The organism is Escherichia sp. WS3227_2 (assembly GCF_046486495.1).
GTDB lineage: Bacteria > Pseudomonadota > Gammaproteobacteria > Enterobacterales > Enterobacteriaceae > Escherichia > Escherichia coli.
The window spans coordinates 19065-44258 of the sequence record NZ_JBJQLG010000003.1 but is presented as its reverse complement, the minus strand read 5'-3'; the positions used below and the strand labels follow the sequence as shown (position 1 = coordinate 44258).

Here is a 25194-nt window from a genome sequence, read left to right as displayed (position 1 = left end):
TACTATTAGCTCACGGTTATAAATCAACATATTGATTTATAAGCATGGAAATCCCCTGAGTGAAACAACGAATTGCTGTGTGTAGTCTTTGCCCATCTCCCACGATGGGCTTTTTTTTAACATTTTTCCGCTTCGCTACCTCGCCCCTCACGCTTTCCAATAATGTTGCACAAGATACTGTGACTCTCTTCAAGCCGTCAGCAGGCTGATAATGTTATTTATATTTTATTGTTTATTTCATGCAGCCATTACACGATGAACGCTTATGAACTCCAGGCTCTTCGCCATATTTTTGCCATGACTATTGATGAATGCGCGACCTGGATTGCCCAGACCGATGACAGTGAAAGCTGGCGTCAATGGGAAAATGGCAAATGCGCCATTCCTGATTATGTAGTCGAGCAACTGTTGGCTATGCGTCAGCAACGAAAAAAACATCTTCATGCCATCATAGAGAAAATAAATAACCGCATCGGCAACAACACCATGCGTTTTTTCCCCGACTTAACCGCGTTTCAACAAGTCTACCCTGATGGCAATTTTATTGACTGGAAGATCTATCAATCGGTAGCCGCTGAATTATATGCACACGATCTGGAGCGCCTTTGTTAATTTTCCAAAGAAAGGAATTGTCGTTGTTACAACAATAATGAACGGATGCTGACACAACATCGCTTCACTTTTTAAAGCACCTTTGCTAAGTAGAACCTATGAAAAATCCCTATTACCCTACCGCACTGGGGTTGTATTTTAATTACCTGGTGCATGGTATGGGCGTCATTTTGATGAGCCTGAATATGGCCTCGCTGGAGACGCTTTGGCAGACTAATGCCGCGGGCGTCTCGATAGTTATCTCATCACTGGGCATTGGTCGATTAAGTGTCTTGCTTTTTGCAGGATTATTATCCGATCGCTTTGGTCGCCGCCCTTTTATCATGCTCGGGATGTGCTGCTATATGGCCTTCTTTTTTGGCATCCTGCACACCAATAACATCATTATCGCTTATGTTTTTGGCTTTCTGGCGGGAATGGCAAACAGTTTTCTCGATGCAGGCACCTATCCCAGTTTGATGGAAGCTTTTCCACGCTCACCGGGTACAGCCAATATTTTAATTAAAGCATTTGTTTCCAGCGGGCAATTTTTATTACCGCTAATCATTAGCCTGTTAGTGTGGGCTGAACTGTGGTTCGGTTGGTCCTTTATGATTGCCGCAGGCATTATGTTTATTAACGCTCTGTTTTTATACCGTTGTACGTTCCCACCCCATCCGGGTCGTCGCTTACCTGTCATAAAGAAAACCACCAGCTCTACGGAACATCGCTGTTCAATTATCGATTTAGCCAGTTATACCTTATATGGCTATATCTCAATGGCAACGTTTTATCTGGTTAGCCAGTGGCTGGCACAGTACGGACAATTTGTTGCAGGCATGTCATACACTATGTCGATCAAACTACTTAGTATCTACACCGTGGGTTCGCTGCTTTGTGTATTTATTACCGCTCCACTCATTCGTAATACCGTTCGCCCAACAACATTACTGATGCTGTACACCTTTATCTCATTTATTGCTCTGTTTACCGTCTGCCTGCATCCCACATTTTATGTGGTGATAATATTTGCTTTTGTCATTGGTTTTACCTCTGCTGGAGGTGTTGTGCAAATTGGCCTGACGTTAATGGCTGAACGTTTCCCCTATGCTAAAGGTAAAGCTACAGGGATCTATTACAGTGCGGGCAGTATTGCAACATTTACCATTCCGTTGATTACGGCTCATCTGTCCCAAAGAAGTATTGCCGATATTATGTGGTTCGATACCGCCATCGCTGCCATCGGCTTTTTACTGGCACTGTTTATCGGCTTACGCAGCCGCAAAGAAACGCAGCATCACTCGCTAAAGGAAAATGTCGCTCCGGGTGGGTAATGCAATATTATTTTCAGGTCATGCAAGATCTTACGGATAAATAACTCTTTCTGCGCTAACTAAGGAAAATCGCGATCAAAAACAAACTATGACATGCAATATTCCTGGAAACATAAACTTTATGCCATGTACCCAGGGAAAATCATCTTCAGTATAGTAATTATGTAAACCGTCGGAGAACAATACGTACGGTAACGAAATTATCTTTCAGCAAGGAGCTGTGAAAATGTCTCAAAATAAGGCTTTCAGCACGCCATTTATCCTGGCTGTTCTTTGTATTTACTTCAGCTATTTCCTGCACGGCATTAGTGTTATTACGCTTGCCCAAAATATGTCATCTCTGGCAGAAAAGTTTTCCACTGACAACGCGGGCATTGCCTATTTAATTTCCGGTATCGGTTTGGGGCGATTGATCAGTATTTTATTCTTCGGTGTGATCTCCGATAAGTTTGGTCGTCGGGCGGTAATATTAATGGCAGTAATAATGTATCTGCTATTCTTCTTTGGTATCCCTGCTTGCCCGAATTTAACTCTCGCCTACTGTCTGGCAGTGTGCGTAGGTATCGCTAACTCAGCGCTGGATACGGGTGGCTACCCCGCGCTCATGGAATGCTTTCCGAAAGCCTCTGGTTCGGCGGTCATACTGGTTAAAGCGATGGTGTCATTCGGGCAAATGTTCTACCCAATGCTGGTGAGCTATATGTTGCTCAATAACATCTGGTACGGCTATGGGCTGATTATTCCGGGTATTCTGTTTGTACTGATCACACTGATGCTGTTGAAAAGCAAATTCCCCAGCCAGTTGGTGGACGCCAGCGTAGCTCATGAATTACCACAAATGAACAGCAAACCATTAGTCTGGCTGGAGGGTGTTTCATCGGTAATGTTCGGTGTAGCTGCATTCTCGACCTTTTATGTGATTGTGGTGTGGATGCCCAAATATGCGATGGCTTTTGCTGGTATGTCAGAAGCGGAGGCATTAAAAACCATCTCTTATTACAGTATGGGCTCATTAGTCTGTGTCTTTATTTTTGCCGCACTACTGAAAAAAATGGTCCGGCCCATCTGGGCTAATGTATTTAACTCTGCACTGGCAACAATAACAACTGCCATTATCTACCTGTACCCTTCTCCACTGGTGTGCAATGCCGGAGCCTTTGTTATCGGTTTCTCAGCGGCTGGCGGCATTTTACAGCTCGGCGTTTCGGTCATGTCAGAGTTTTTTCCCAAAAGCAAAGCCAAAGTCACCAGTATTTATATGATGATGGGTGGACTGGCTAACTTTGTTATTCCGCTGATTACCGGTTATCTGTCGAACATCGGCCTGCAATATATCATTGTTCTCGATTTTACTTTCGCGCTGCTGGCCCTGATTACCGCAATTATTGTCTTTATCCGCTATTACCGCGTTTTCATTATTCCTGAAAATGATGTGCGGTTTGGCGAGCGTAAATTTAGCACCCGGTTAAACACAATTAAGCATAGAGGTTAAAGGAGTTAATTATGGATGTTACCGCAAAATACGAATTGATTGGGTTGATGGCCTATCCTATCCGCCACAGTTTATCGCCCGAAATGCAGAATAAAGCCTTAGAAAAAGCGGGATTGCCATTTACCTATATGGCCTTCGAAGTGGATAACGATAGCTTTCCCGGAGCAATTGAAGGATTAAAAGCCCTCAAAATGCGCGGAACTGGTGTATCGATGCCGAACAAACAACTGGCGTGTGAATATGTAGATGAATTAACACCAGCTGCCAAACTGGTGGGTGCCATCAACACCATCGTTAATGATGATGGCTATCTGCGTGGCTATAACACCGACGGCACGGGGCATATTCGCGCCATTAAAGAGAGCGGTTTTGATATCAAAGGCAAAACGATGGTGCTGTTAGGGGCCGGTGGTGCCTCAACGGCGATTGGCGCGCAGGGGGCAATTGAAGGTTTAAAAGAAATTAAACTCTTTAACCGTCGGGATGAGTTCTTCGATAAAGCCCTCGCCTTCGCGCAGCGGGTTAACGAAAACACCGATTGCGTCGTCACGGTCACCGATCTCGCCGATCAGCAAGCCTTTGCTGAAGCCCTGGCTTCCGCCGACATTTTAACCAATGGCACAAAAGTGGGTATGAAACCCCTTGAGAATGAGTCATTGGTTAATGATATCAGTCTGTTACATCCTGGACTTCTGGTCACTGAATGCGTGTATAACCCGCATATGACGAAGTTATTGCAGCAGGCGCAACAAGCTGGTTGCAAAACGATTGATGGATACGGCATGTTGTTGTGGCAAGGGGCTGAACAGTTCACGTTATGGACTGGCAAAGATTTCCCTCTGGTATATGTTAAACAGGTCATGGGGTTCGGTGCCTGACAGGCTGACCGCGTGCAGAAAGGGTAAAAAATGAAAACCGTAACTGTAAAAGATCTCGTCATTGGTACGGGCGCACCTAAAATCATCGTCTCGCTGATGGCAAAAGATATCGCCAGCGTAAAATCCGAAGCTCTCGCCTATCGTGAAGCGGACTTTGATATTCTGGAATGGCGTGTGGACCACTATGCCGACCTCTCCAATGTGGAGTCTGTCATGGCGGCGGCAAAAATTCTCCGTGAGACCATGCCAGAAAAACCGCTGCTGTTTACCTTCCGCAGTGCCAAAGAAGGCGGCGAGCAGGCGATTTCCACCGAGGCTTATATTGCACTCAATCGTGCAGCCATCGACAGCGGCCTGGTTGATATGATCGATCTGGAGTTATTTACCGGCGATGATCAGGTTAAAGAAACCGTCGCCTACGCCCACGCGCATGATGTGAAAGTTGTCATGTCCAACCATGACTTCCATAAAACGCCGGAAGCCGAAGAAATCATTGCCCGTCTGCGCAAAATGCAGTCCTTCGACGCCGATATTCCTAAGATTGCGCTGATGCCGCAAAGTACCAGCGATGTGCTGACGTTGCTTGCCGCGACCCTGGAGATGCAGGAGCAGTATGCCGATCGTCCAATTATCACGATGTCGATGGCAAAAACTGGCGTAATTTCTCGTCTGGCTGGTGAAGTATTTGGCTCGGCGGCAACTTTTGGTGCGGTAAAAAAAGCGTCTGCGCCAGGGCAAATCTCGGTAAATGATTTGCGCACGGTATTAACTATTTTACACCAGGCATAAGCAATAATATTTCGGCGGGAACACCCTCCCCGCCGAACTAAAAAATATATTCAACCGTATTTAATAAAAATATTTCGTGAGTCTCTGTGCGCTAATTCTCCATTTGGCGTAGGGAAAATTACATCTGAATCAGGAATTAACAATGAAACCTGTAAAACCACCTCGTATTAATGGACGAGTGCCGGTCCTGTCGGCACAGGAAGCGGTGAATTATATTCCCGACGAAGCAACACTTTGTGTGTTAGGCGCTGGCGGCGGTATTCTGGAAGCCACCACGTTAATTACTGCTCTTGCTGATAAATATAAACAGACTCAAACGCCACGTAATTTATCGATTATTAGTCCAACAGGGCTTGGCGATCGCGCCGACCGCGGTATTAGTCCGCTGGCGCAAGAAGGTCTGGTGAAATGGGCATTATGCGGGCACTGGGGACAATCGCCGCGTATTTCTGATCTCGCAGAACAAAATAAAATTATTGCTTATAACTATCCACAAGGTGTACTTACACAAACCTTACGCGCCGCCGCAGCCCACCAGCCTGGTATTATTAGTGATATTGGTATCGGAACATTTGTCGATCCACGCCAGCAAGGCGGCAAACTGAATGAAGTCACTAAAGAAGACCTGATTAAACTGGTCGAGTTTGATAACAAAGAATATCTCTATTACAAAGCGATTGCGCCAGATATCGCCTTCATTCGCGCTACCACCTGCGACAGCGAAGGCTACGCCACTTTTGAAGATGAGGTGATGTATCTCGACGCATTGGTTATTGCCCAGGCGGTGCACAATAACGGCGGTATTGTGATGATGCAGGTGCAGAAAATGGTTAAGAAAGCCACGCTGCATCCTAAATCTGTCCGTATTCCGGGTTATCTGGTGGATATTGTGGTAGTCGATCCGGATCAAACCCAACTGTACGGCGGTGCGCCGGTTAACCGCTTTATTTCCGGCGACTTTACCCTTGATGACAGCACCAAACTTAGCCTGCCCCTAAACCAACGTAAATTAGTTGCGCGGCGCGCATTATTCGAAATGCGCAAAGGCGCGGTGGGGAATGTCGGTGTCGGTATTGCTGACGGCATTGGCCTGGTCGCCCGGGAAGAAGGTTGTGCTGATGACTTTATTCTGACGGTAGAAACAGGTCCGATTGGCGGTATTACTTCACAGGGGATCGCCTTTGGCGCGAACGTGAATACCCGCGCCATTCTGGATATGACGTCCCAGTTTGATTTTTATCACGGTGGTGGTCTGGATGTTTGTTATTTGAGTTTTGCTGAAGTCGACCAGCACGGTAACGTCGGCGTGCATAAATTCAATGGTAAAATCATGGGCACCGGTGGATTTATTGATATCAGTGCCACTTCGAAGAAAATCATTTTCTGCGGCACATTAACTGCGGGCAGTTTAAAAACAGAAATTACCGACGGCAAATTAAATATCGTCCAGGAAGGACGGGTGAAGAAATTTATTCGGGAACTACCGGAAATAACTTTCAGCGGAAAAATCGCTCTCGAGCGAGGGCTGGATGTTCGTTATATCACTGAGCGCGCCGTATTCACGCTAAAAGAAGACGGCCTGCATTTAATCGAAATCGCTCCTGGCGTCGATTTACAAAAAGATATTCTCGACAAAATGGATTTCACCCCAGTGATTTCGCCAGAACTCAAACTGATGGACGAAAGATTATTTATCGATGCGGCGATGGGTTTTGTCCTGCCTGAAGCGGCTCATTAACAGGAGTATAATGATGGATTTTTCTTTAACTGAAGAACAAGAACTGCTGCTGGCCAGTATTCGCGAGTTGATTACGACCAACTTCCCGGAAGAGTATTTCCGCACCTGCGATCAAAACGGGACATACCCGCGTGAATTTATGCGGGCACTGGCGGATAACGGTATTTCCATGCTTGGCGTGCCGGAAGAATTTGGTGGTATCCCTGCGGATTACGTCACCCAAATGCTGGCGCTGATGGAAGTGTCAAAATGCGGTGCCCCGGCATTTTTGATCACCAACGGTCAATGTATTCACAGTATGCGCCGTTTCGGTTCTGCAGAGCAGCTACGTAAAACGGCGGAAAGCACCCTGGAAACGGGTGATCCCGCCTATGCCCTGGCATTGACGGAACCAGGCGCAGGCTCAGATAACAACAGCGCCACCACCACTTACACGCGTAAAAACGGCAAGGTTTACATCAACGGCCAGAAAACCTTTATTACCGGCGCGAAAGAGTACCCGTATATGCTGGTGCTGGCGCGCGATCCAGAACCGAAAGATCCCAAAAAAGCCTTCACCCTGTGGTGGGTCGACTCCAGTAAGCCCGGCATTAAGATTAACCCGCTGCATAAAATCGGCTGGCATATGCTCAGCACCTGCGAAGTCTATCTCGACAACGTAGAGGTTGAAGAGAGCGACATGGTGGGCGAAGAAGGAATGGGTTTCCTCAATGTGATGTACAACTTTGAGATGGAGCGCCTGATCAACGCCGCGCGCAGCACCGGCTTTGCCGAATGCGCATTCGAAGATGCCGCCCGCTATGCCAACCAACGTATCGCTTTTGGTAAGCCCATTGGTCATAACCAGATGATCCAGGAAAAACTGGCGCTGATGGCGATTAAGATCGACAACATGCGCAACATGGTGTTGAAAGTGGCATGGCAAGCCGATCAGCATCAGTCACTGCGCACCAGCGCGGCGCTGGCAAAACTGTACTGCGCACGTACCGCAATGGAAGTTATTGATGATGCGATTCAAATCATGGGCGGTCTGGGCTATACCGATGAGGCGCGCGTCTCTCGCTTCTGGCGTGATGTCCGTTGTGAACGTATCGGCGGCGGTACAGACGAAATTATGATTTACGTAGCGGGTCGGCAGATCCTGAAAGATTATCAGAACAAATAATCTGCAGGCGGCGCAGCTTCTTAACAAACTGCGCCGCCAGATTTATCCGGCAAGACTTACCGGTTGAGGAAATTCAGATAAGATTTCTTGTTCCGCAAAACAGTTTTTAAATTGCCTGCGGTAATCGCTGGGCGAACAGCCGACATGGCGCAAAAACAGTTTGGCAAAGTGATCGACATTTTCATAACCCACACGCCAGGAGATCTCTGCCTGTGATAATTCAGTATTGGTGAGTGACCATTTCGCTTCCGTCATACGCCGTTGAATAACATAGTTAATAGGGGAAATACGATACTCTTTGGTAAATTCATGGCAAATATAACTGACGCTGGCACGAAACTTTTTCGATAACTGCTCTAAAGTGATTTTTTCGCGATAGTTATTATTCAGATAGAAAAGAATATCTTTTATCAGAACATCTTTTTTAATATATCCCTGCTCCGAACGATAAGCATTTTTAAAGTTTTCATAGTAAAGAATTGCTAACGTATAGGCAAATGCGTCCCATAACGAAGATGTTTGGCTATTTTTACTTTGCGGCAAAATCACACTTAGCTCATTAAATAAGGTTTTAATGACTTCTTTTCCCTGCCCTGCGGCAATTACCGGGCAAGAATGCGGTTGCAGTAGCTGATTTTCCTCAGCCCCCTGAAACTGAAAGCCGTACAGCGCACAGGTACACGTCGTTGCCGGATCGTTAACGTCAGAGGCCACCGCATGCAGCCTGCCGCGTTCTATCACCACAATGTCATCGGCATGCGCGACATATAACGAAGAATCGATGGTAAACCTTGCTACCCCTTTCTTGACGTAAATCAACTCGGTTTCATTGTCATGAACGTGATGTCCGGACTCCCATTTTGGATCATCGCTAAATGCAAAACGTGAAAGCCGTGGCGTTTTACCAGCGACAAACAGCGTTTCGCTGGCGTTATCAAAACAGCGTTGATACATGACAACCTCCCTATTCCATGAGCAAGCAAAAACAATATATGCCGGATAAAATACGGCGTGTATTGCGGTTATACAACCGCGTTTAGCGAGAGCTAAACAAGATTATTTACACTGAATGCAAGATTGTACGGTCATGGAATAACAACATTCCCGCAAATTGCACTTTTGTTTTAGCGATCGCATTTTTTTTGCAAGATTGTTGGCAAGGAAAACAGCTTGCTCCGTCGAAAACCCCGCACCGCTATCGCACACTATTTTCAGGCCATTTTTACCTTCCATCGGAGATGGTTCCGTATGCGACTCACAGGAGAAATCATGAAAATAATAACCTGCTTTAAGCTGGTGCCTGAAGAACAGGACATTGTTGTCACTCCAGAATATACCCTGAATTTCGACAATGCCGACGCCAAAATCAGCCAGTTCGATCTCAATGCCATTGAAGCTGCAAGCCAGATTGCAACAGATGACGATGAGATAGCCGCGCTGACCATTGGCGGCTCATTGTTGCAGAACTCGAAAGTGCGTAAAGACGTGCTATCCCGCGGGCCGCATAGCCTGTATTTGGTGCAGGATGCGCAACTTGAACATGCACTGCCTCTCGATACCGCAAAGGCGCTGGCGGCAGCAGTTGAAAAGATCGGCTTCGATTTACTGATCTTTGGTGAAGGTTCCGGCGACCTTTATGCCCAGCAGGTTGGCTTGCTGGTCGGAGAAATTCTGCAACTTCCGGTGATTAATGCAGTGAGTGCTATTCAGCGTCAGGGCAATACACTGGTGATTGAACGCACGCTTGAAGATGATGTTGAAGTTATTGAGCTCTCTGTTCCAGCCGTGCTCTGCGTCACCTCCGATATTAATATGCCACGCATTCCTTCGATGAAAGCCATTCTCGGCGCGGGTAAAAAACCGGTAAATCAGTGGCAGGCAAGTGACATTGGCTGGAGCCAGAGCGCGCCGCTTGCTGAACTGACCGGCATTCGCGTACCGCCGCAAACAGAACGTAAGCACATCATTCTCGATAACGATTCGCCGGAGGCCATTGCCGAGCTGGCGGAACATCTGAAGAAAGCCCTGAACTGAAGCCTACGGAGAAGAAACGATGAGTCAATTAAACAGCGTCTGGGTCTTTAGCGATAATCCTGAACGTTATGCTGAACTGTTTGGCGGCGCGCAGCAATGGGGCCAACAGGTGTATGCCATTGTACAAAATACCGACCAGGCGCAGGCAGTTATGCCTTATGGTCCAAAATGTATTTATGTTCTTGAGCAAAACGACGCGCTGCAACGCACTGAAAATTACGCCGAAAGCATTGCTGCCCTGCTGAAAGATAAGAACCCCGCTATGTTGCTACTGGCCGCGACGAAACGTGGTAAAGCTCTGGCAGCACGGTTAAGTGTGCAACTGAATGCGGCGCTGGTGAACGATGCCACGGCGGTGGATATTGTCGATGGTCACATTTGCGCCGAACACCGGATGTATGGCGGGTTAGCGTTCGCACAGGAAAAGATCAACAGCCCGCTGGCGATCATTACCCTTGCACCCGGTGTTCAGGAACCGTGCACCAGTGATACCGCTCATCAGTGCCCGACAGAAACGGTACCTTATGTTGCCCCGCGTCATGAAATTCTCTGTCGCGAACGCCGTGCGAAAGCGGCAAGCAGCGTGGACCTGAGCAAAGCAAAACGTGTGGTTGGCGTCGGTCGTGGTCTGGCAGCGCAGGATGACCTGAAAATGGTCCACGAACTGGCGGCGGTGCTGAATGCTGAAGTCGGCTGTTCACGTCCAATTGCCGAAGGCGAGAACTGGATGGAGCGTGAACGTTATATCGGTGTCTCCGGCGTGTTGCTGAAATCCGATCTCTACCTGACGCTGGGGATCTCCGGGCAGATCCAGCATATGGTTGGCGGCAACGGCGCAAAAGTGATTGTCGCCATCAATAAAGATAAAAATGCGCCAATCTTCAACTATGCCGACTACGGTCTGGTGGGCGATATCTACAAAGTCGTCCCTGCCCTGATTAGCCAGTTGAGCCGCTAATTCCCCTTTCAACCACATCTCCCGCTGTAAACGCAGCGGGAAGGGAGCATAACGCATGTCGGATGACAAATTTGATGCCATTGTGGTCGGTGCGGGCGTTGCCGGTAGCGTTGCCGCACTGGTCATGGCGCGAGCCGGGCTGGATGTCCTGGTGATAGAACGCGGCGACAGTGCCGGATGTAAAAACATGACCGGCGGGCGTCTTTATGCCCACACACTTGAAGCGATTATTCCAGGCTTTGCAGCATCAGCGCCGGTAGAACGCAAGGTCACACGCGAGAAAATCTCCTTCTTAACCGAAGAAAGCGCCGTTACCCTCGACTTTCACCGCGAGCAACCAGATGTTCCGCAACACGCGTCTTATACCGTATTGCGTAATCGTCTGGACCCGTGGTTGATGGAACAAGCCGAGCAGGCGGGCGCGCAGTTTATCCCGGGCGTACGCGTCGATGCGCTGGTTCGTGAAGGAAACAAGGTCACTGGCGTGCAGGCCGGGGATGATGTTCTTGAAGCGAATGTGGTGATTCTGGCTGATGGCGTTAACTCGATGCTTGGCCGCTCGCTGGGAATGGTTCCCGCTTCCGATCCGCATCATTACGCTGTTGGTGTTAAAGAGGTTATTGGCCTCACACCAGAACAGATCAACGATCGCTTTAATATTACGGGCGAGGAAGGTGCCGCCTGGCTGTTTGCCGGTTCCCCTTCTGACGGCCTGATGGGTGGCGGATTCCTCTATACCAACAAGGATTCCGTATCGTTGGGGCTGGTTTGTGGATTGGGTGATATCGCCCATGCGCAAAAAAGCGTGCCGCAAATGCTGGAAGATTTTAAACAACACCCCGCCATTCGCCCGCTGATCAGCGGCGGCAAACTGCTTGAATATTCCGCGCATATGGTGCCGGAAGGCGGTCTGGCAATGGTGCCGCAACTGGTTAACGAGGGCGTGATGATCGTTGGTGACGCCGCAGGCTTCTGCCTGAATTTGGGTTTTACAGTCCGCGGCATGGATTTAGCCATTGCATCGGCTCAGGCTGCCGCCACAACGGTGATCGCCGCCAAAGAACGCGCGGATTTCTCCGCCAGCAGTCTGGCGCAATACAAACGTGAGCTGGAACAAAGTTGTGTTATGCGCGATATGCAGCATTTCCGCAAGATCCCGGCGCTGATGGAAAACCCGCGTCTGTTTAGCCAATACCCACGAATGGTCGCCGACATCATGAACGAGATGTTCACCATCGACGGCAAACCTAACCAACCGGTACGCAAAATGATCATGGGACACGCGAAGAAAATTGGACTGATCAACTTGCTGAAAGATGGCATTAAGGGAGCAACCGCGCTATGAGCCAGAACGCTACGGTTAACGTCGACATCAAATTAGGCGTCAATAAATTCCATGTTGATGAGGGCCACCCGCATATCATTTTGGCGGCAAATCCCGATATCAATGAATTCCGTAAATTAATGAAAGCTTGCCCTGCCGGACTTTATAAGCAGGATGACGCAGGAAACATTCATTTCGATTCCGCCGGTTGTCTGGAGTGCGGCACCTGTCGGGTGCTGTGCGGCAACACTATTCTCGAACAGTGGCAATATCCCGCAGGCACCTTCGGTATTGATTTTCGCTACGGCTAATCATGCATCCCACAGGCCCGCATCTCGGGCCTGATGTTCTGTCTCGAGAGTCCAAAATGAAAGTGACATTAACGTTTAACGAACAACGTCGTGCGGCGTATCGTCAGCAAGGGCTATGGGGCGATGCTTCGCTGGCCGATTACTGGCAGCAGACCGCTCGTGCGATGCCAGACAAAATTGCCGTGGTCGATAATCATGGTGCATCGTACACCTATAGCGCGCTCGATCACGCCGCGAGCTGTCTGGCAAACTGGATGTTAGCGAAGGGTATTGAATCAGGCGATCGTATCGCATTTCAACTGCCTGGCTGGTGTGAATTTACCGTTATCTATCTTGCCTGCCTGAAAATCGGTGCGGTTTCCGTACCGCTGTTGCCTTCCTGGCGGGAAGCAGAACTGGTATGGGTACTCAATAAGTGTCAGGCAAAAATGTTCTTTGCACCGACGTTGTTTAAACAAACGCGTCCGGTAGATTTAATCCTGCCGCTGCAAAATCAGCTTCTACAACTACAACAAATTGTCGGCGTGGACAAACTGGCTCCCGCCACCTCTTCCCTCTCATTAAGTCAGATTATCGCCTACAATACTCCTCTGACCACGGCGATAACGGTCCACGGCGATGAATTAGCCGCGGTGCTGTTTACCTCCGGAACCGAGGGTCTGCCAAAGGGCGTGATGCTAACGCATAACAATATTCTCGCCAGTGAGCGGGCTTATTGCGCGCGGTTGAATCTGACCTGGCAGGATGTCTTTATGATGCCTGCGCCACTTGGTCATGCAACGGGCTTTCTGCATGGCGTAACGGCACCATTCTTAATTGGCGCTCGCAGCGTGTTGTTAGATATTTTCACTCCTGATGCGTGTCTCGCGTTGCTTGAGCAGCAGCGTTGCACCTGTATGCTCGGCGCAACGCCGTTTGTCTATGATCTTTTGAATTTACTGGAGAAACAACCCGCTGACCTTTCAGCGCTGCGCTTCTTTCTTTGCGGCGGGACCACAATCCCCAAAAAAGTGGCGCGTGAATGCCAACAGCGCGGCATTAAATTATTAAGTGTTTATGGTTCCACAGAAAGTTCGCCGCACGCAGTGGTGAATCTCGACGATCCTTTGTCGCGCTTTATGCACACCGATGGTTACGCTGCCGCAGGAGTTGAGATTAAAGTGGTCGATGACGCACGCAAGACCTTACCGCCAGGTTGCGAAGGTGAAGAAGCCTCGCGTGGCCCCAATGTGTTTATGGGGTATTTTGATGAACCTGAATTAACCGCCCGTGCGCTGGATGAAGAAGGCTGGTATTACAGCGGCGATCTCTGCCGCATGGATGAGGCTGGCTATATAAAAATAACCGGGCGCAAGAAAGATATTATTGTCCGCGGCGGCGAAAATATTAGCAGCCGTGAAGTGGAAGATATTTTATTACAGCATCCTAAAATTCACGATGCCTGTGTGATTGCAATGCCCGATGAACGCTTAGGTGAACGATCATGCGCTTATGTCGTGCTGAAAGCGCCGCATCATTCATTATCGCTGGAAGATGTAGTGGCATTTTTTAGCCGTAAACGGGTCGCGAAATATAAATATCCTGAACATATCGTGGTAATCGAAAAACTACCGCGCACAGCCTCAGGTAAAATACAAAAGTTTTTGTTAAGGAAAGATATTATGCGGCGATTAACTCAGGATGTCTGTGAAGAGATTGAATAAGTTTCATCTTCGGGGATCACATAAACCCGGCGACAAAACGCCGCCGGGGATTTATTTTATTTCTTCAGTTCAGCCAGGCTTAACCAGGTTTGCACCACGGTGTCCGGGTTCAGAGACAGGCTATCGATCCCCTCTTCCATCAACCATGCGGCAAAGTCTTCGTGGTCGGACGGACCCTGACCGCAAATCCCGACATATTTGCCCTGTTTCTTCGCGGCACGAATCGCCATCGACAGCAGTGCTTTCACCGCATCGTTGCGCTCATCGAACAGTTCAGACACCACGCCGGAGTCACGATCCAGACCGAGCGCCAGCTGTGTCATGTCGTTTGAGCCAATTGAGAAGCCGTCGAAATATTCGAGGAACTGCTCTGCCAGCAAGGCGTTGGACGGAATTTCACACATCATGATGATTTTCAGCCCGTTCTCACCACGTTTCAGCCCCTGACGCGCCAGTTCGTCAACCACCGCTTTCGCCTGATCTACGGTACGCACGAACGGGATCATGATCTCAACGTTGGTCAGCCCCATATCGTTGCGCACACGTTTCACTGCTTCACACTCCAGCGCGAAGCAGTCGCGGAAGCTGTCGGAAACATAGCGGCCCGCGCCACGGAAGCCGAGCATCGGGTTCTCTTCATCTGGCTCGTAACGCTCACCACCGACCAGGTTGGCATATTCGTTCGATTTAAAATCAGAGAGACGGACAATGACGCGCTTCGGATAAAACGCGGCACCCAGCGTCGCGATCCCTTCAGTCAAACGCCCAACGTAAAATTCACGCGGAGAATCAAAACCTTTCATCATCTCGCGGATTTCGTTTTGCAACTGCGGTTCCTGATCGTCAAACTCAAGCAGTGCGCGTGGGTGGACGCCAATCATACGGTTGATGATAAATTCCAGACGCGCAAGGCCCACGCCTTCGTTCGGCAGGCAGGCGAAGTCGAAAGCACGGTCCGGGTTACCGACGTTCATCATCACCTTCAACGGCAGATCCGGCATCGTTTCTACGCTGGAGCTTTTCACGCTAAATTCCAGCAACTCCGCATAGACATAACCGGTATCACCTTCGGCACAAGAAACAGTGACGTTCTCACCGTCTTTCATCCGTTCTGTTGCATCACCACAGCCCACTACCGCCGGAATGCCGAGTTCACGAGCGATGATCGCCGCGTGACAGGTACGCCCCCCACGGTTGGTGACGATGGCAGATGCTTTCTTCATGATCGGTTCCCAGTCCGGGTCGGTCATGTCAGTAACCAGCACGTCGCCAGGTTCGATGCGGTTCATTTCGCTGATGTCATGGATGACTTTCACCGGACCCGCGCCGATGCGATGACCGATAGCACGGCCTTCGGCGATAATCTTACCCTGTGAATGCAGCGTATAACGCTCCATGACCTGACCGCGTGAGCGCACGGTTTCCGGACGCGCCTGCACAATGAACAGTTTGCCGGTGTGGCCATCTTTCGCCCACTCAATATCCATTGGGCGACCGTAGTGTTTCTCAATTTGTACGGCCTGTTTTGCCAGTTCCTGCACTTCTTCGTTGGTCAGCGAGAAGATGTCACGCTGTTCCTGCGGTACGTCTTCGATTTTAACCTGCTTGCCGTGCTCCTGGGTCGGCGCGTAAACCATGCGGATTTTTTTCGACCCCATGGTGCGGCGCACGATAGCCGGGCGATTCGCCGCCAGTGTCGGTTTGTGCACGTAAAACTCATCCGGGTTAACCGCACCCTGCACGACCATTTCACCAAGGCCCCATGCGGAAGTGATAAACACCACCTGGTCAAAGCCGGATTCGGTATCAATGGAGAACATCACGCCAGAAGATGCGAGGTCGGAGCGCACCATCCGCTGAACACCGGCGGAGAGCGCCACGCCACGGTGATCGTAACCCTGGTGCACACGATAAGAGATGGCGCGATCGTTAAACAGAGAAGCAAATACATGTTTCACTGCCACGAGAACGGCGTCAAAACCCTGAACGTTGAGGAAAGTTTCCTGCTGACCGGCAAAAGAAGCGTCCGGCATATCTTCTGCAGTAGCGGAGGAACGCACCGCAAACGAGGCGTTTTCGTCATCGGCGGAAAGCTGTGCATAGGCTTCGCGGATGGCGTTTTCCAGCTCAGGCTGGAAGGGAGTGTCGATAATCCACTGGCGGATTTGCGCGCCCGCTTTCGCAAGCTGGGTAACATCGTCAATATCCGTTTTATCCAGCAGTTCATAAATGCGCTGGTTTACGCCGCTTTGGTCCAGAAACTGGTTAAACGCGTCGGCGGTTGTGGCGAAACCATTCGGAACGGAAACACCCATTCCGGAAAGGTTAGTAATCATTTCACCCAGGGAGGCATTTTTGCCCCCAACCCTGTCTACATCATTCATGCCGAGTTGGTTATACCAAAGCACCAGCGGTGACGAGCCATTGTTGGACATCGAACAATCCTTTTGTGATAAATGAACGGTTTGAGAAACACATTTCTGCGCATTTATCTTTGCATATTTAACCGGATGAAAAAAACGGTGAATCGTTCAAGCAAATATATTTTTTTACTTTTTAAGACTGATCCCAGCGTTGCGCAAATCTGCTCTCTTCGACAATTTCCACATAAACCATCGGTATAAACGAAACCGTAAAAATGAAATGCTGTTTTCATAAAAAATAAAATTGAAGGTTCATTTTATAAACCAGACATAACGTTCTACGCTTCTGTGCGTTTTTAATTTATGCTTTCATAGAATTATGTCTGCATCACGGGAAGAACAAAATGGATAATGCTGTTGATCGCCACGTTTTTTATATTTCTGATGGTACGGCAATAACTGCGGAGGTATTAGGACACGCAGTAATGTCACAATTTCCCGTCACTATCAGCAGCATTACGCTGCCGTTTGTCGAAAATGAGAGCCGTGCACGGGCAGTGAAGGATCAGATTGACGCAATTTATCACCAGACAGGTGTGCGCCCGCTGGTCTTCTACTCCATCGTGTTGCCGGAGATTCGCGCCATCATCTTGCAAAGTGAGGGCTTTTGCCAGGATATCGTTCAGGCGCTGGTTGCCCCGCTACAACAAGAGATGAAACTGGATCCCACGCCGATTGCTCATCGTACCCATGGCCTTAACCCTAATAATCTCAATAAATATGATGCGCGCATTGCTGCGATTGATTACACCCTCGCCCACGATGATGGCATTTCGTTACGCAATCTGGACCAGGCTCAGGTGATCCTGCTCGGCGTTTCTCGCTGTGGTAAAACCCCCACCAGTCTGTATCTGGCAATGCAATTTGGTATCCGCGCGGCAAACTACCCCTTTATTGCCGACGATATGGATAATCTTGTGCTACCCGCGTCGCTCAAACCGCTTCAGCATAAATTGTTCGGCCTGACTATCGACCCGGAACGTCTGGCGGCGATTCGCGAGGAACGTCGGGAGAACAGTCGCTATGCCTCGCTTCGTCAGTGCAGGATGGAAGTCGCGGAAGTGGAAGCGTTGTACCGTAAAAATCAGATCCCGTGGATTAACAGTACCAATTATTCGGTAGAAGAGATTGCCACCAAGATCCTCGATATCATGGGCCTTAGCCGCCGAATGTACTAGAGAACTAGTGCATTAGCTTATTTTTTTGTTATCATGCTAACCACCCGGCGAGGTGTGACACACCTCGCACTTGAAATCAGCTGCGATTGGTTTATCGTGATGCGCATCACTTCCCGGTAGTCCTGCCGTAGAAGCAACAAATTTCTGAGACTTGTAATGAACAGAACTGACGAACTCCGTACTGCGCGTATTGAGAGCCTGGTAACGCCCGCCGAACTCGCGCTACGGTATCCCGTAACGCCTGGCGTCGCCACCCATGTCACCGACTCCCGCCGCAGAATTGAAAAAATACTGAATGGTGAAGATAAGCGACTGTTGGTCATTATTGGCCCCTGCTCGATCCACGATCTCACCGCTGCAATGGAGTACGCCACCCGTCTGCAGTCGCTGCGCAACCAGTACCAGTCACGGCTGGAAATCGTAATGCGCACCTATTTTGAAAAACCACGAACTGTTGTCGGCTGGAAAGGGCTAATCTCCGATCCGGATTTAAACGGCAGCTATCGGGTAAATCACGGTCTGGAGCTGGCGCGCAAATTACTTTTACAGGTAAATGAGCTGGGCGTCCCCACCGCGACTGAGTTCCTCGATATGGTGACCGGTCAGTTTATTGCTGATTTAATCAGTTGGGGCGCGATTGGCGCACGTACTACCGAAAGTCAGATCCACCGTGAAATGGCTTCGGCACTCTCCTGTCCGGTAGGTTTTAAAAATGGTACCGATGGCAACACGCGGATTGCTGTGGATGCTATCCGCGCAGCCCGCGCCAGCCATATGTTCCTCTCGCCAGACAAAAATGGTCAGATGACCATCTATCAGACCAGCGGCAACCCGTATGGCCACATTATTATGCGTGGCGGCAAAAAACCGAATTATCATGCCGATGATATCGCCGCAGCCTGCGATACGCTGCACGAGTTTGATTTACCTGAACATCTGGTGGTGGATTTCAGCCACGGTAACTGCCAGAAGCAGCACCGTCGCCAGTTAGAAGTTTGTGAGGATATTTGTCAGCAAATCCGCAATGGCTCTACGGCGATTGCTGGAATTATGGCGGAAAGTTTCCTGCGCGAAGGAACGCAAAAAATCGTCGGCGGTCAGCCGCTCACTTACGGTCAATCGATTACCGACCCGTGTCTGGGCTGGGAAGATACCGAACGCCTGGTCGAAAAACTCGCCTCTGCGGTTGATACCCGCTTCTGAATGCGTGCCCATTCCTGACGGAATGGGCATTTCTGCGCAACTTGTTGTCTTCTCAACAAATTACTGCTTGCTCTGGCCGCCATAATATTGATAATAAGAATCATTGTTATATCAATTATTATTAATTTTTATGCGTTATACGGATAGCAGAAAACTCACGCCTGAAACGGATGCCAATCACAAGACCGCTTCCCCGCAGCCCATCCGGCGAATTACCAGCCAGACACTGTTAGGTCCGGATGGCAAACTGATTATCGATCATGACGGGCAAGAATATCTGCTCCGTAAAACTCAGGCTGGCAAGCTGCTGTTGACCAAGTAGCCTTTAACTCGAGCAGCTGACTTCCAGCCGTTTACCCCAGTCAGGTGGACGACTGACGTAGTCATCATCTCTGTCGCTGAAAGGATTTCGCAACGCCTCATGCAGGCGGTGCAATTCCGTCATATCACCCTTTTCTGCCGCTTCAATCGCCCGTTGCGCCAACCAGTTGCGCAACACCAGAGCTGGGTTAACGCTTTGCATCAGCTGCTGACGCTCACTATCGGTAACCTCGTCTTGTTGCAAACGTACCCGATAACGGGCAAACCAGTCATCAAATGCCGCACGATCGATAAACTCATCACGTAGCGGTGACGCCGCGCTGTGCTGCTCGGTCAGACTCAGCATGCGGAATGTGCGGGTATAATCGCTGCGCTCTCGCGCCATCAGACTGAATAATTCATTCAGTAGCGCGTTATCCTCTTTTTGCTCCGTCATGAAGCCCAGTTTCTGCCGCATCCGTTGTCCATAATGCGTCAACAAAACTTGCTGATAGCTGTCCAGGGCCTCATTCAGGGCATCTACGGCAACAAATGGTGACAATGTCTGCGCCAGACGCTGTAAATTCCACAACGCGACAGCAGGTTGATTATCAAAGCTATAACGCCCTTGATGATCCGAGTGATTACAAATAAAACCGGGTTCGTAATCATCAAGAAAACCAAACGGCCCGTAATCAAGCGTCAGCCCCAGCAGCGACATGTTGTCGGTATTCATCACCCCATGAGCAAAGCCGACCGTCTGCCATTGGGCAATTAGCGATGCGGTACGTGCGACAACATCGCTAAACCAGAGACGGTATTTGTCCTCATCATCTTCAAGATGTGACCAGTAATGACGAATGGCAAAGTCAGCCAACTGACGAACCTTTTCCGGCTCGCGGCGATAGTAAAAATGTTCGAAATGACCAAAGCGCAGATGACTTGGTGCCACACGCATCAGCATCGCGCCTGGCTCCACCGTTTCCCGATACACTGGCGAATCGCTGGTGACGATACTTAACGCGCGGGTCGTCGGAATGCCCAGATAATGCATCGCCTCACTGGCGAGACTTTCTCGTATCGTCGAACGTAAAACCGCCCGTCCATCACCCATTCGCGAATAAGGCGTCAGGCCAGCACCTTTCAGATGCCAGTCCATTGTAGTGCCATCAGCAAGCCGTTGTTCGCCAAGTAAAATGCCGCGCCCATCACCCAGTTGGCCCGCCCAGACGCCGAACTGATGACCACTGTAAACCTGCGCCAGTGGTGACATACCAGGCAGTAGGGTTTCGCCACCCCAGACACCTGCGCCATTTTTAAACAGTGACGATGGAATACCCAGCGTGTTAGCCAGTTCGGCATTATGCCAAATCAGCCGGGCATTATTTAAAGGCGTAGGAGAAAGTGTTGTATAGGTTGCTGGCAATTCATCGCGCCAACGGGTAATAAAAGACAGGGTCATAGATCCTCCTGTTTGATAGTGTAGACGGTTACTCTCGTCTTAAACACCAGCAAACAGGAGGGTTATCGCTGAACCAACGTCGTTATCTGATTTACAGGAACGGCAGGCCACAGACATCCCTGGAGAGCATGGAAATCAAAGGGGGTAATCTGTGCCATTATTTCTGGCGTATCAATGCCCCCCGCGATGATGCAATTGCAACATGGGGAAATTTGCGCCTGGATCGCACGAATAAACGGTTCGAAGGAGCGATGCGTAATTTGTTGCTGAATAAAACTTTTATCCAGCATGACGCGGGTGAAAAGACCATCAAAAACCGCTTTCATTGTGCTATTGCCTGCGCCCAAATTACCTAACACAAGGGGATACATTTGCGATAAGGACAAAAGATCGCGATTATCTTTTCCTTCATCGAGATGCGGGTAATTCTCATTAATCAACAGTTCAATAAACGGATATTTTAATAGTTCGCCTGCGTAATTATCCCTGTCTAATAATAATGTAGCCACTTGTGGGGTTAAATTAAGCCAGGCAAAGAGTTTATGTTGAATAAAAAAGTGTTGGCATGATTTTAGTAATTCCAACTGCTCTGAAAATAATTGCCAATGTTGCTCCTCGGTAAGTTGCGCTATAACCCGACTCGTCGGGATACGAACCGTACCATCTTCACTGGAGAAATGGGTAATTAACTCAACGCCGACAAGGTCTTGCTGGTTATCTCTTATCGGCAGGAAATAGCAATCAGAATGATAAAGATTCTCCAAAAAAATCTTCATGGTAACCGTCCCTCTCGAAGGATGTTTTTCAGTATCCGGCTAAAAGGGATGAGGCCATAAGACATAACAATTACAGAAGGAGTAACTTTCATTTGTTCCATGTTAACCACTTTTTCAGGGGTCCTTTTATTAGATTATCCTGATTATAAACGAATAATCCATTTACGGAATTTTTGTCTGTAAAATACTACTGTATTCAGGAGTAAATGGACGGAGATGTATCATCGCCGTCAATTTTTCGACATACTAGATTCGTCTCGCCTGCCAGAAATTTTTCTGCCAATAGACATTATCAAGTGAGGAACGCATCACTCCCTTGCTGGTAGAGGCGTGGATAAATTGGTTGTTGGTATCGTAAATACCTACATGCAAACCATTTTGTCCGGAGCCCGTTTTGAAAAAGACCAGGTCACCAGGCAGCAACTCGTCTTTATCAATTTGCGTGCCGATAGAGGCTTGTTGTTTGGTTTCACGGGGCAGCTGCAAATCGAAACGATCGCGCATCGTCACAACCACAAACCCCGAACAGTCCACACCGCGCCGCGTCATGCCACCATAACGATACGGCGTGCCATGCCAGCTCTGTAGCTGGTCGTTCAAACCGGCAATAACGGTAATCGAATCAGAAAGTCTGGCATTTGGCGGCGGTGCTTTATGGTGGCTACACCCGGCCAGAAACAGTGCTGTGATCAAAATAAGGCAGAAACGCATTCCGTACGGTTCCTCTGTTTTTTATTCTTGCATTAATTTAGCGTCGTAATTACCCGATTTTCAAGATACTAATGAAATCAGATGGTCGAAATCAGCATTCTGTGACCTTCGATATCCAGACGGCGAAAATTCATCCCATAGGCCTGCGCCAGATTTGGCGGCGTGAGCACCTCTTCCCTGCGTCCACTGGCCAGCATTTTTCCACCTTTTAGCAACCACGCCCGATGCGCATGACGCAATGTATGGTTGAGATCGTGACTGCTCATCACAATCGCCAGTCCTTGCTGACACAGCGCGCTCAGAATTTTGTCTAATGCACTTTGTTGCGCAACATCAAGACTGTTCATCGGCTCATCAAGAAGCAGCAATTGGCCTGCGGGATTGGCTTGTGGTGTGATTTGCAGCACCACCGCAGCAAGACGTACGCGTTGCCATTCGCCGCCGGAAAGTTGATTGGTGCTACGTCCGAGTTTGTCATCAAGAGCCAGCGCCCCTGCGACATCATTCAGTAGTTCGGTACGCGTTTTATCGTGCTGATGCAGTGTCAGGTAGTGCCAGACCAGCATTGCAAACGGCGGCGTCTGCTGTTGTGAAAGATAGGCGCGATGCAGCGCGAGTTTTGTTGCGGACCATGCTTCCAGTGGTTGCCCCGCGAACTGAATGCTTCCCTTACCGCTGGTCATTCCGGCCATTCGCGCCAGTAAGGTACTCTTACCCGCGCCATTCGGCCCCACCAGATGCAGGATCTCCCCAGCCCGAACCTCGCCAGAAAGCGGCCCAAGGCGGGTAGATTCCGCAACATCCTGTAACTGCATCACAATAGACATTATTTCGCCAACGCCAGTTTAATGCTTTCCATCACAATGGGATCTTCCGGCGTCATATCCGGGGAAAAACGCTGGATGACCAATCCGTCCCTGCCAACTAAAAATTTCTCAAAATTCCATAAAATATCATCAGGGTACAGCGGTGCACGACCTTTGCTGACCATACGGGCATAGAATCCGCTCTCTTCCGGCGCGACTGCGGTCGGCGCTGCGGCAATCAATTTTTGATACAGCGGATGGCGTCCTTCGCCATTAACTTCAATCTTACTGAACATCGGGAACGTCACCCCCCATGTAGTGGTGCAGTAAGTTTTAATCTCTTCATCGCTGCCCGGTTCTTGCTCCAGAAACTGGTTGCACGGGAATCCCAGCACCACAAAACCTCGATCGGCCCAGGCTTTCTGAATATTCTCCAACTGCTCATATTGCGGCGTTAAGCCACACTTTGAGGCGACATTGACAATCAACAGCACATTACCGGCGTACTTCTCCAGCGTGGTCACTTCACCGTCGATATCTTTCACTACGGTCGTCAGAATGGAATCTTGCATCGTTTCTCCTGGGTGTGGTCAGTAAAAATCTTAGCTTTTAATCATAGACCGTCTTTTTGCGGCTAACGTCCTGCTTTTAACAATAACCAGATAAACACCGGCGCACCCAACGTTGCGGTGACCACGCCAATAGGCAGCTCTGCGGCAGCTAATGCCAGGCGCGCTACAACATCAGCCAGCAGCAATGCGCTCGCCCCTGCCAGCGCGCAGCCGGGAAGTAATACGCGATGATCGGTTAAACCACATAACCGGAGAATATGGGGGATCACCAGACCAATAAAGCCGATAGCACCCGCCAGCGCCACACTGACGCCAACCATCCAGCCGGTCGCTGCCACCAGCACATTGCGCCAGAACCACAGGGGTAAACCCAGTTGCCGCGCCGAGATCTCGCCAAGTGCTAACATATTCATCGATCTGGACTGACAACAGATCCACAACAACACGGGGATCAATGCCAGCATCAGCCAGCTTTGCCGCCAGTCTACGCCGCCAAAACCGCCCATCATCCAGTACATCAGCTGACGTAAATCAACAGAGGTGGAAAAGTAGATAGCCCACGTCATTAGTGCGCTACAGATAATCCCTAATGCAACGCCAGCCAGCAATAACCGACTGGTCGAAAGATGACGACGGGCGAAACGTAAGAGTATTAAAGTGATGATAAGCGCGCCAGCAATCGCACACAGCCCCAGCGCCCAGTTGGGGAGTTGCCCTTGCCCAAGCAATACCGCGGCGATAAGCCCCACGCCTGCGCCATTAGAGACGCCAAGTAGTCCAGGTTCTGCCAGAGGATTTTCAAATAACGCCTGCATTACAGCGCCGGATATAGCCAACGCCGCACCAACCAGCAATACAGCCAGCGTACGTGGCAGGCGAATTTGCCAGACGAACAGTTCGCCACGAGGAGTAAACCAGTCACCTGGCGAGATCCATTGTTCACCGGCGCAAAGGCTTAAGAGAAGCGCCAGCAGCATCAAAACTGACAGACATAATAACCAGCGAATATTTTGTCGCTGTTGTTGGCGGGCAAGTGTCAGCATGGTATCCGTTCTGCTGAAGTGTCATGGCGTTGATTTTACGGTGACTCTTCGACAGTGAAAAGAAAAAAGGCCGCAGAGCGGCCTTTTTAGTTAGATCAGATTACTCGTCTTTGGGCGAAGCGTTTTCGACCCGGCTTTTTAACTTCTGCCCGGGTCTGAAGGTCACCACGCGCCGTGCTGTAATGGGAATATCCTCGCCCGTTTTCGGGTTACGTCCCGGGCGTTGATTCTTATCACGCAGATCGAAGTTACCAAAACCAGAGAGTTTCACCTGTTCGCCGTTTTCCAGAGCGCGACGGATCTCTTCGAAAAACAGTTCAACCAGTTCTTTGGCATCCCGCTTGCTAAGCCCAAGCTTATCAAACAGATATTCTGACATTTCAGCTTTTGTAAGCGCCATAGG

Annotated in this window: 24 protein-coding genes and 1 other RNA gene; 16 read left to right on the top strand and 9 right to left on the bottom strand. The window is 49.5% G+C overall.

Annotated elements, in window-relative coordinates:
- Positions 1–12: 12 nt before the first annotated feature.
- The 8 genes from rprA (at position 13) to ACJHXB_RS05415 (ending at position 7987) form a co-directional block, all read left to right on the top strand.
- Positions 13–120: antisense sRNA RprA (gene rprA, locus ACJHXB_RS05450), an RNA gene on the top strand.
- A 135-nt stretch (positions 121–255) separates the two neighbouring features.
- The gene (locus tag ACJHXB_RS05445) at positions 256–612 is read left to right on the top strand and encodes a YdiL family protein (RefSeq protein ID WP_001469172.1); all 357 of its coding nucleotides are present in this window, start codon (positions 256–258) and stop codon (positions 610–612) included.
- 98 nt (positions 613–710) lie between these two features.
- Entirely contained in the window at positions 711–1925 is a 1215-nt protein-coding gene (locus ACJHXB_RS05440) for an MFS transporter (protein WP_000795587.1), read from the top strand.
- A gap of 226 nt (positions 1926–2151) precedes the next feature.
- Entirely contained in the window at positions 2152–3417 is a 1266-nt protein-coding gene (locus tag ACJHXB_RS05435) for an MFS transporter (protein ID WP_001469173.1), read from the top strand.
- 11 nt (positions 3418–3428) lie between these two features.
- Positions 3429–4295 carry a quinate/shikimate dehydrogenase gene (ydiB, locus tag ACJHXB_RS05430; protein WP_000383471.1) on the top strand — a complete coding sequence of 289 codons (867 nt, stop codon included), beginning with the start codon at positions 3429–3431 and terminating at the stop codon, positions 4293–4295.
- 30 nt (positions 4296–4325) lie between these two features.
- On the top strand, positions 4326–5084 hold the full coding sequence (gene aroD, locus ACJHXB_RS05425) for a type I 3-dehydroquinate dehydratase (RefSeq protein WP_000860201.1): 759 nt from the start codon (positions 4326–4328) through the stop codon (positions 5082–5084).
- 142 nt (positions 5085–5226) lie between these two features.
- The gene (locus ACJHXB_RS05420; RefSeq protein ID WP_000805656.1) at positions 5227–6822 is read left to right on the top strand and encodes an acyl CoA:acetate/3-ketoacid CoA transferase; all 1596 of its coding nucleotides are present in this window, start codon (positions 5227–5229) and stop codon (positions 6820–6822) included.
- A gap of 13 nt (positions 6823–6835) precedes the next feature.
- Positions 6836–7987 carry an acyl-CoA dehydrogenase gene (locus ACJHXB_RS05415; protein ID WP_000347836.1) on the top strand — a complete coding sequence of 384 codons (1152 nt, stop codon included), beginning with the start codon at positions 6836–6838 and terminating at the stop codon, positions 7985–7987.
- 42 nt (positions 7988–8029) lie between these two features.
- Here the strand turns inward: ACJHXB_RS05415 and ACJHXB_RS05410 are convergent, their stop codons facing one another.
- Complete coding sequence (locus tag ACJHXB_RS05410) at positions 8030–8941, bottom strand: AraC family transcriptional regulator (RefSeq protein WP_000284798.1); 912 nt, start codon at positions 8939–8941, stop codon at positions 8030–8032.
- Between the two features lie 315 nt (positions 8942–9256).
- Here ACJHXB_RS05410 and ACJHXB_RS05405 point away from each other — a divergent pair, with 315 nt between their 5' ends.
- The 5 genes from ACJHXB_RS05405 to fadK are packed head-to-tail and all read left to right on the top strand — an operon-like array spanning position 9257 to position 14317.
- Positions 9257–10021: an electron transfer flavoprotein gene (locus tag ACJHXB_RS05405; RefSeq protein ID WP_000692117.1), complete on the top strand. Its 765-nt coding sequence runs from the start codon at positions 9257–9259 to the stop codon at positions 10019–10021.
- A 19-nt stretch (positions 10022–10040) separates the two neighbouring features.
- The gene (locus ACJHXB_RS05400; RefSeq protein ID WP_000080716.1) at positions 10041–10979 is read left to right on the top strand and encodes an electron transfer flavoprotein subunit alpha; all 939 of its coding nucleotides are present in this window, start codon (positions 10041–10043) and stop codon (positions 10977–10979) included.
- 55 nt (positions 10980–11034) lie between these two features.
- The gene (locus ACJHXB_RS05395) at positions 11035–12324 is read left to right on the top strand and encodes an FAD-dependent oxidoreductase (protein WP_001278512.1); all 1290 of its coding nucleotides are present in this window, start codon (positions 11035–11037) and stop codon (positions 12322–12324) included.
- Positions 12321–12614, top strand: a complete 294-nt coding sequence (locus ACJHXB_RS05390; protein ID WP_000081071.1) for a ferredoxin family protein — start codon at positions 12321–12323, stop codon at positions 12612–12614. Before ACJHXB_RS05395 ends, ACJHXB_RS05390 begins: the two co-directional genes overlap by 4 nt.
- Before the next feature lie 56 nt (positions 12615–12670).
- On the top strand, positions 12671–14317 hold the full coding sequence (gene fadK, locus ACJHXB_RS05385) for a medium-chain fatty-acid--CoA ligase (RefSeq protein WP_001469174.1): 1647 nt from the start codon (positions 12671–12673) through the stop codon (positions 14315–14317).
- 56 nt (positions 14318–14373) lie between these two features.
- Here fadK and ppsA read toward each other — a convergent pair whose 3' ends face one another.
- Positions 14374–16752: a phosphoenolpyruvate synthase gene (gene ppsA, locus ACJHXB_RS05380; protein WP_000069370.1), complete on the bottom strand. Its 2379-nt coding sequence runs from the start codon at positions 16750–16752 to the stop codon at positions 14374–14376.
- 332 nt (positions 16753–17084) lie between these two features.
- Between ppsA and ppsR the strand changes: the two genes are divergently transcribed.
- The 3 genes from ppsR (at position 17085) to hemP (ending at position 19443) form a co-directional block, all read left to right on the top strand.
- Positions 17085–17918: a posphoenolpyruvate synthetase regulatory kinase/phosphorylase PpsR gene (ppsR, locus tag ACJHXB_RS05375; protein ID WP_000368046.1), complete on the top strand. Its 834-nt coding sequence runs from the start codon at positions 17085–17087 to the stop codon at positions 17916–17918.
- A 156-nt stretch (positions 17919–18074) separates the two neighbouring features.
- The gene (aroH, locus tag ACJHXB_RS05370) at positions 18075–19121 is read left to right on the top strand and encodes a 3-deoxy-7-phosphoheptulonate synthase AroH (RefSeq protein ID WP_001082226.1); all 1047 of its coding nucleotides are present in this window, start codon (positions 18075–18077) and stop codon (positions 19119–19121) included.
- 130 nt (positions 19122–19251) lie between these two features.
- Positions 19252–19443, top strand: coding sequence for a hemin uptake protein HemP (hemP, locus tag ACJHXB_RS05365; protein ID WP_001270810.1), 192 nt, complete (start codon positions 19252–19254; stop codon positions 19441–19443).
- A gap of 3 nt (positions 19444–19446) precedes the next feature.
- On the opposite strand, the gene selO is transcribed toward hemP, so the two are convergent.
- The 7 genes from selO to ihfA all read right to left on the bottom strand — a co-directional run bounded on the left by selO (position 19447) and on the right by ihfA (position 25191).
- Positions 19447–20883: a protein adenylyltransferase SelO gene (selO, locus tag ACJHXB_RS05360; RefSeq protein ID WP_000175607.1), complete on the bottom strand. Its 1437-nt coding sequence runs from the start codon at positions 20881–20883 to the stop codon at positions 19447–19449.
- A gap of 62 nt (positions 20884–20945) precedes the next feature.
- A complete protein-coding gene (ydiV, locus tag ACJHXB_RS05355) occupies positions 20946–21659 on the bottom strand; it encodes an anti-FlhDC factor (protein WP_001563444.1) in 714 nt (237 codons plus the stop codon).
- A gap of 246 nt (positions 21660–21905) precedes the next feature.
- Positions 21906–22370: a C40 family peptidase gene (locus tag ACJHXB_RS05350; protein ID WP_001209785.1), complete on the bottom strand. Its 465-nt coding sequence runs from the start codon at positions 22368–22370 to the stop codon at positions 21906–21908.
- Positions 22371–22447: 77 nt separating this feature from the next.
- Complete coding sequence (btuD, locus tag ACJHXB_RS05345; RefSeq protein WP_000029454.1) at positions 22448–23197, bottom strand: vitamin B12 ABC transporter ATP-binding protein BtuD; 750 nt, start codon at positions 23195–23197, stop codon at positions 22448–22450.
- The gene (btuE, locus tag ACJHXB_RS05340) at positions 23197–23748 is read right to left on the bottom strand and encodes a bifunctional thioredoxin/glutathione peroxidase (RefSeq protein WP_001154187.1); all 552 of its coding nucleotides are present in this window, start codon (positions 23746–23748) and stop codon (positions 23197–23199) included. The genes btuD and btuE overlap by 1 nt, the downstream gene beginning before the upstream one ends.
- Positions 23749–23810: 62 nt before the next feature.
- Complete coding sequence (btuC, locus tag ACJHXB_RS05335) at positions 23811–24791, bottom strand: vitamin B12 ABC transporter permease BtuC (protein WP_000956534.1); 981 nt, start codon at positions 24789–24791, stop codon at positions 23811–23813.
- A 100-nt stretch (positions 24792–24891) separates the two neighbouring features.
- A complete protein-coding gene (gene ihfA, locus ACJHXB_RS05330; protein ID WP_001229265.1) occupies positions 24892–25191 on the bottom strand; it encodes an integration host factor subunit alpha in 300 nt (99 codons plus the stop codon).
- Positions 25192–25194 lie beyond the last annotated feature (3 nt).

Bases quoted from the DNA above. Each gene is read 5' to 3' on its own strand.
- ACJHXB_RS05445 (WP_001469172.1), top strand. From the start codon at position 256: ATGAACGCTTATGAACTCCAGGCTCTTCGCCATATTTTTGCCATGACT.
- ACJHXB_RS05440 (WP_000795587.1), top strand. From the start codon at position 711: ATGAAAAATCCCTATTACCCTACCGCACTGGGGTTGTATTTTAATTAC.
- ACJHXB_RS05435 (WP_001469173.1), top strand. From the start codon at position 2,152: ATGTCTCAAAATAAGGCTTTCAGCACGCCATTTATCCTGGCTGTTCTT.
- ydiB (WP_000383471.1), top strand. From the start codon at position 3,429: ATGGATGTTACCGCAAAATACGAATTGATTGGGTTGATGGCCTATCCT.
- aroD (WP_000860201.1), top strand. From the start codon at position 4,326: ATGAAAACCGTAACTGTAAAAGATCTCGTCATTGGTACGGGCGCACCT.
- ACJHXB_RS05420 (WP_000805656.1), top strand. From the start codon at position 5,227: ATGAAACCTGTAAAACCACCTCGTATTAATGGACGAGTGCCGGTCCTG.
- ACJHXB_RS05415 (WP_000347836.1), top strand. From the start codon at position 6,836: ATGGATTTTTCTTTAACTGAAGAACAAGAACTGCTGCTGGCCAGTATT.
- ACJHXB_RS05410 (WP_000284798.1), bottom strand. From the start codon at position 8,941: ATGTATCAACGCTGTTTTGATAACGCCAGCGAAACGCTGTTTGTCGCT.
- ACJHXB_RS05405 (WP_000692117.1), top strand. From the start codon at position 9,257: ATGAAAATAATAACCTGCTTTAAGCTGGTGCCTGAAGAACAGGACATT.
- ACJHXB_RS05400 (WP_000080716.1), top strand. From the start codon at position 10,041: ATGAGTCAATTAAACAGCGTCTGGGTCTTTAGCGATAATCCTGAACGT.
- ACJHXB_RS05395 (WP_001278512.1), top strand. From the start codon at position 11,035: ATGTCGGATGACAAATTTGATGCCATTGTGGTCGGTGCGGGCGTTGCC.
- ACJHXB_RS05390 (WP_000081071.1), top strand. From the start codon at position 12,321: ATGAGCCAGAACGCTACGGTTAACGTCGACATCAAATTAGGCGTCAAT.
- fadK (WP_001469174.1), top strand. From the start codon at position 12,671: ATGAAAGTGACATTAACGTTTAACGAACAACGTCGTGCGGCGTATCGT.
- ppsA (WP_000069370.1), bottom strand. From the start codon at position 16,752: ATGTCCAACAATGGCTCGTCACCGCTGGTGCTTTGGTATAACCAACTC.
- ppsR (WP_000368046.1), top strand. From the start codon at position 17,085: ATGGATAATGCTGTTGATCGCCACGTTTTTTATATTTCTGATGGTACG.
- aroH (WP_001082226.1), top strand. From the start codon at position 18,075: ATGAACAGAACTGACGAACTCCGTACTGCGCGTATTGAGAGCCTGGTA.
- hemP (WP_001270810.1), top strand. From the start codon at position 19,252: ATGCGTTATACGGATAGCAGAAAACTCACGCCTGAAACGGATGCCAAT.
- selO (WP_000175607.1), bottom strand. From the start codon at position 20,883: ATGACCCTGTCTTTTATTACCCGTTGGCGCGATGAATTGCCAGCAACC.
- ydiV (WP_001563444.1), bottom strand. From the start codon at position 21,659: ATGAAGATTTTTTTGGAGAATCTTTATCATTCTGATTGCTATTTCCTG.
- ACJHXB_RS05350 (WP_001209785.1), bottom strand. From the start codon at position 22,370: ATGCGTTTCTGCCTTATTTTGATCACAGCACTGTTTCTGGCCGGGTGT.
- btuD (WP_000029454.1), bottom strand. From the start codon at position 23,197: ATGTCTATTGTGATGCAGTTACAGGATGTTGCGGAATCTACCCGCCTT.
- btuE (WP_001154187.1), bottom strand. From the start codon at position 23,748: ATGCAAGATTCCATTCTGACGACCGTAGTGAAAGATATCGACGGTGAA.
- btuC (WP_000956534.1), bottom strand. From the start codon at position 24,791: ATGCTGACACTTGCCCGCCAACAACAGCGACAAAATATTCGCTGGTTA.
- ihfA (WP_001229265.1), bottom strand. From the start codon at position 25,191: ATGGCGCTTACAAAAGCTGAAATGTCAGAATATCTGTTTGATAAGCTT.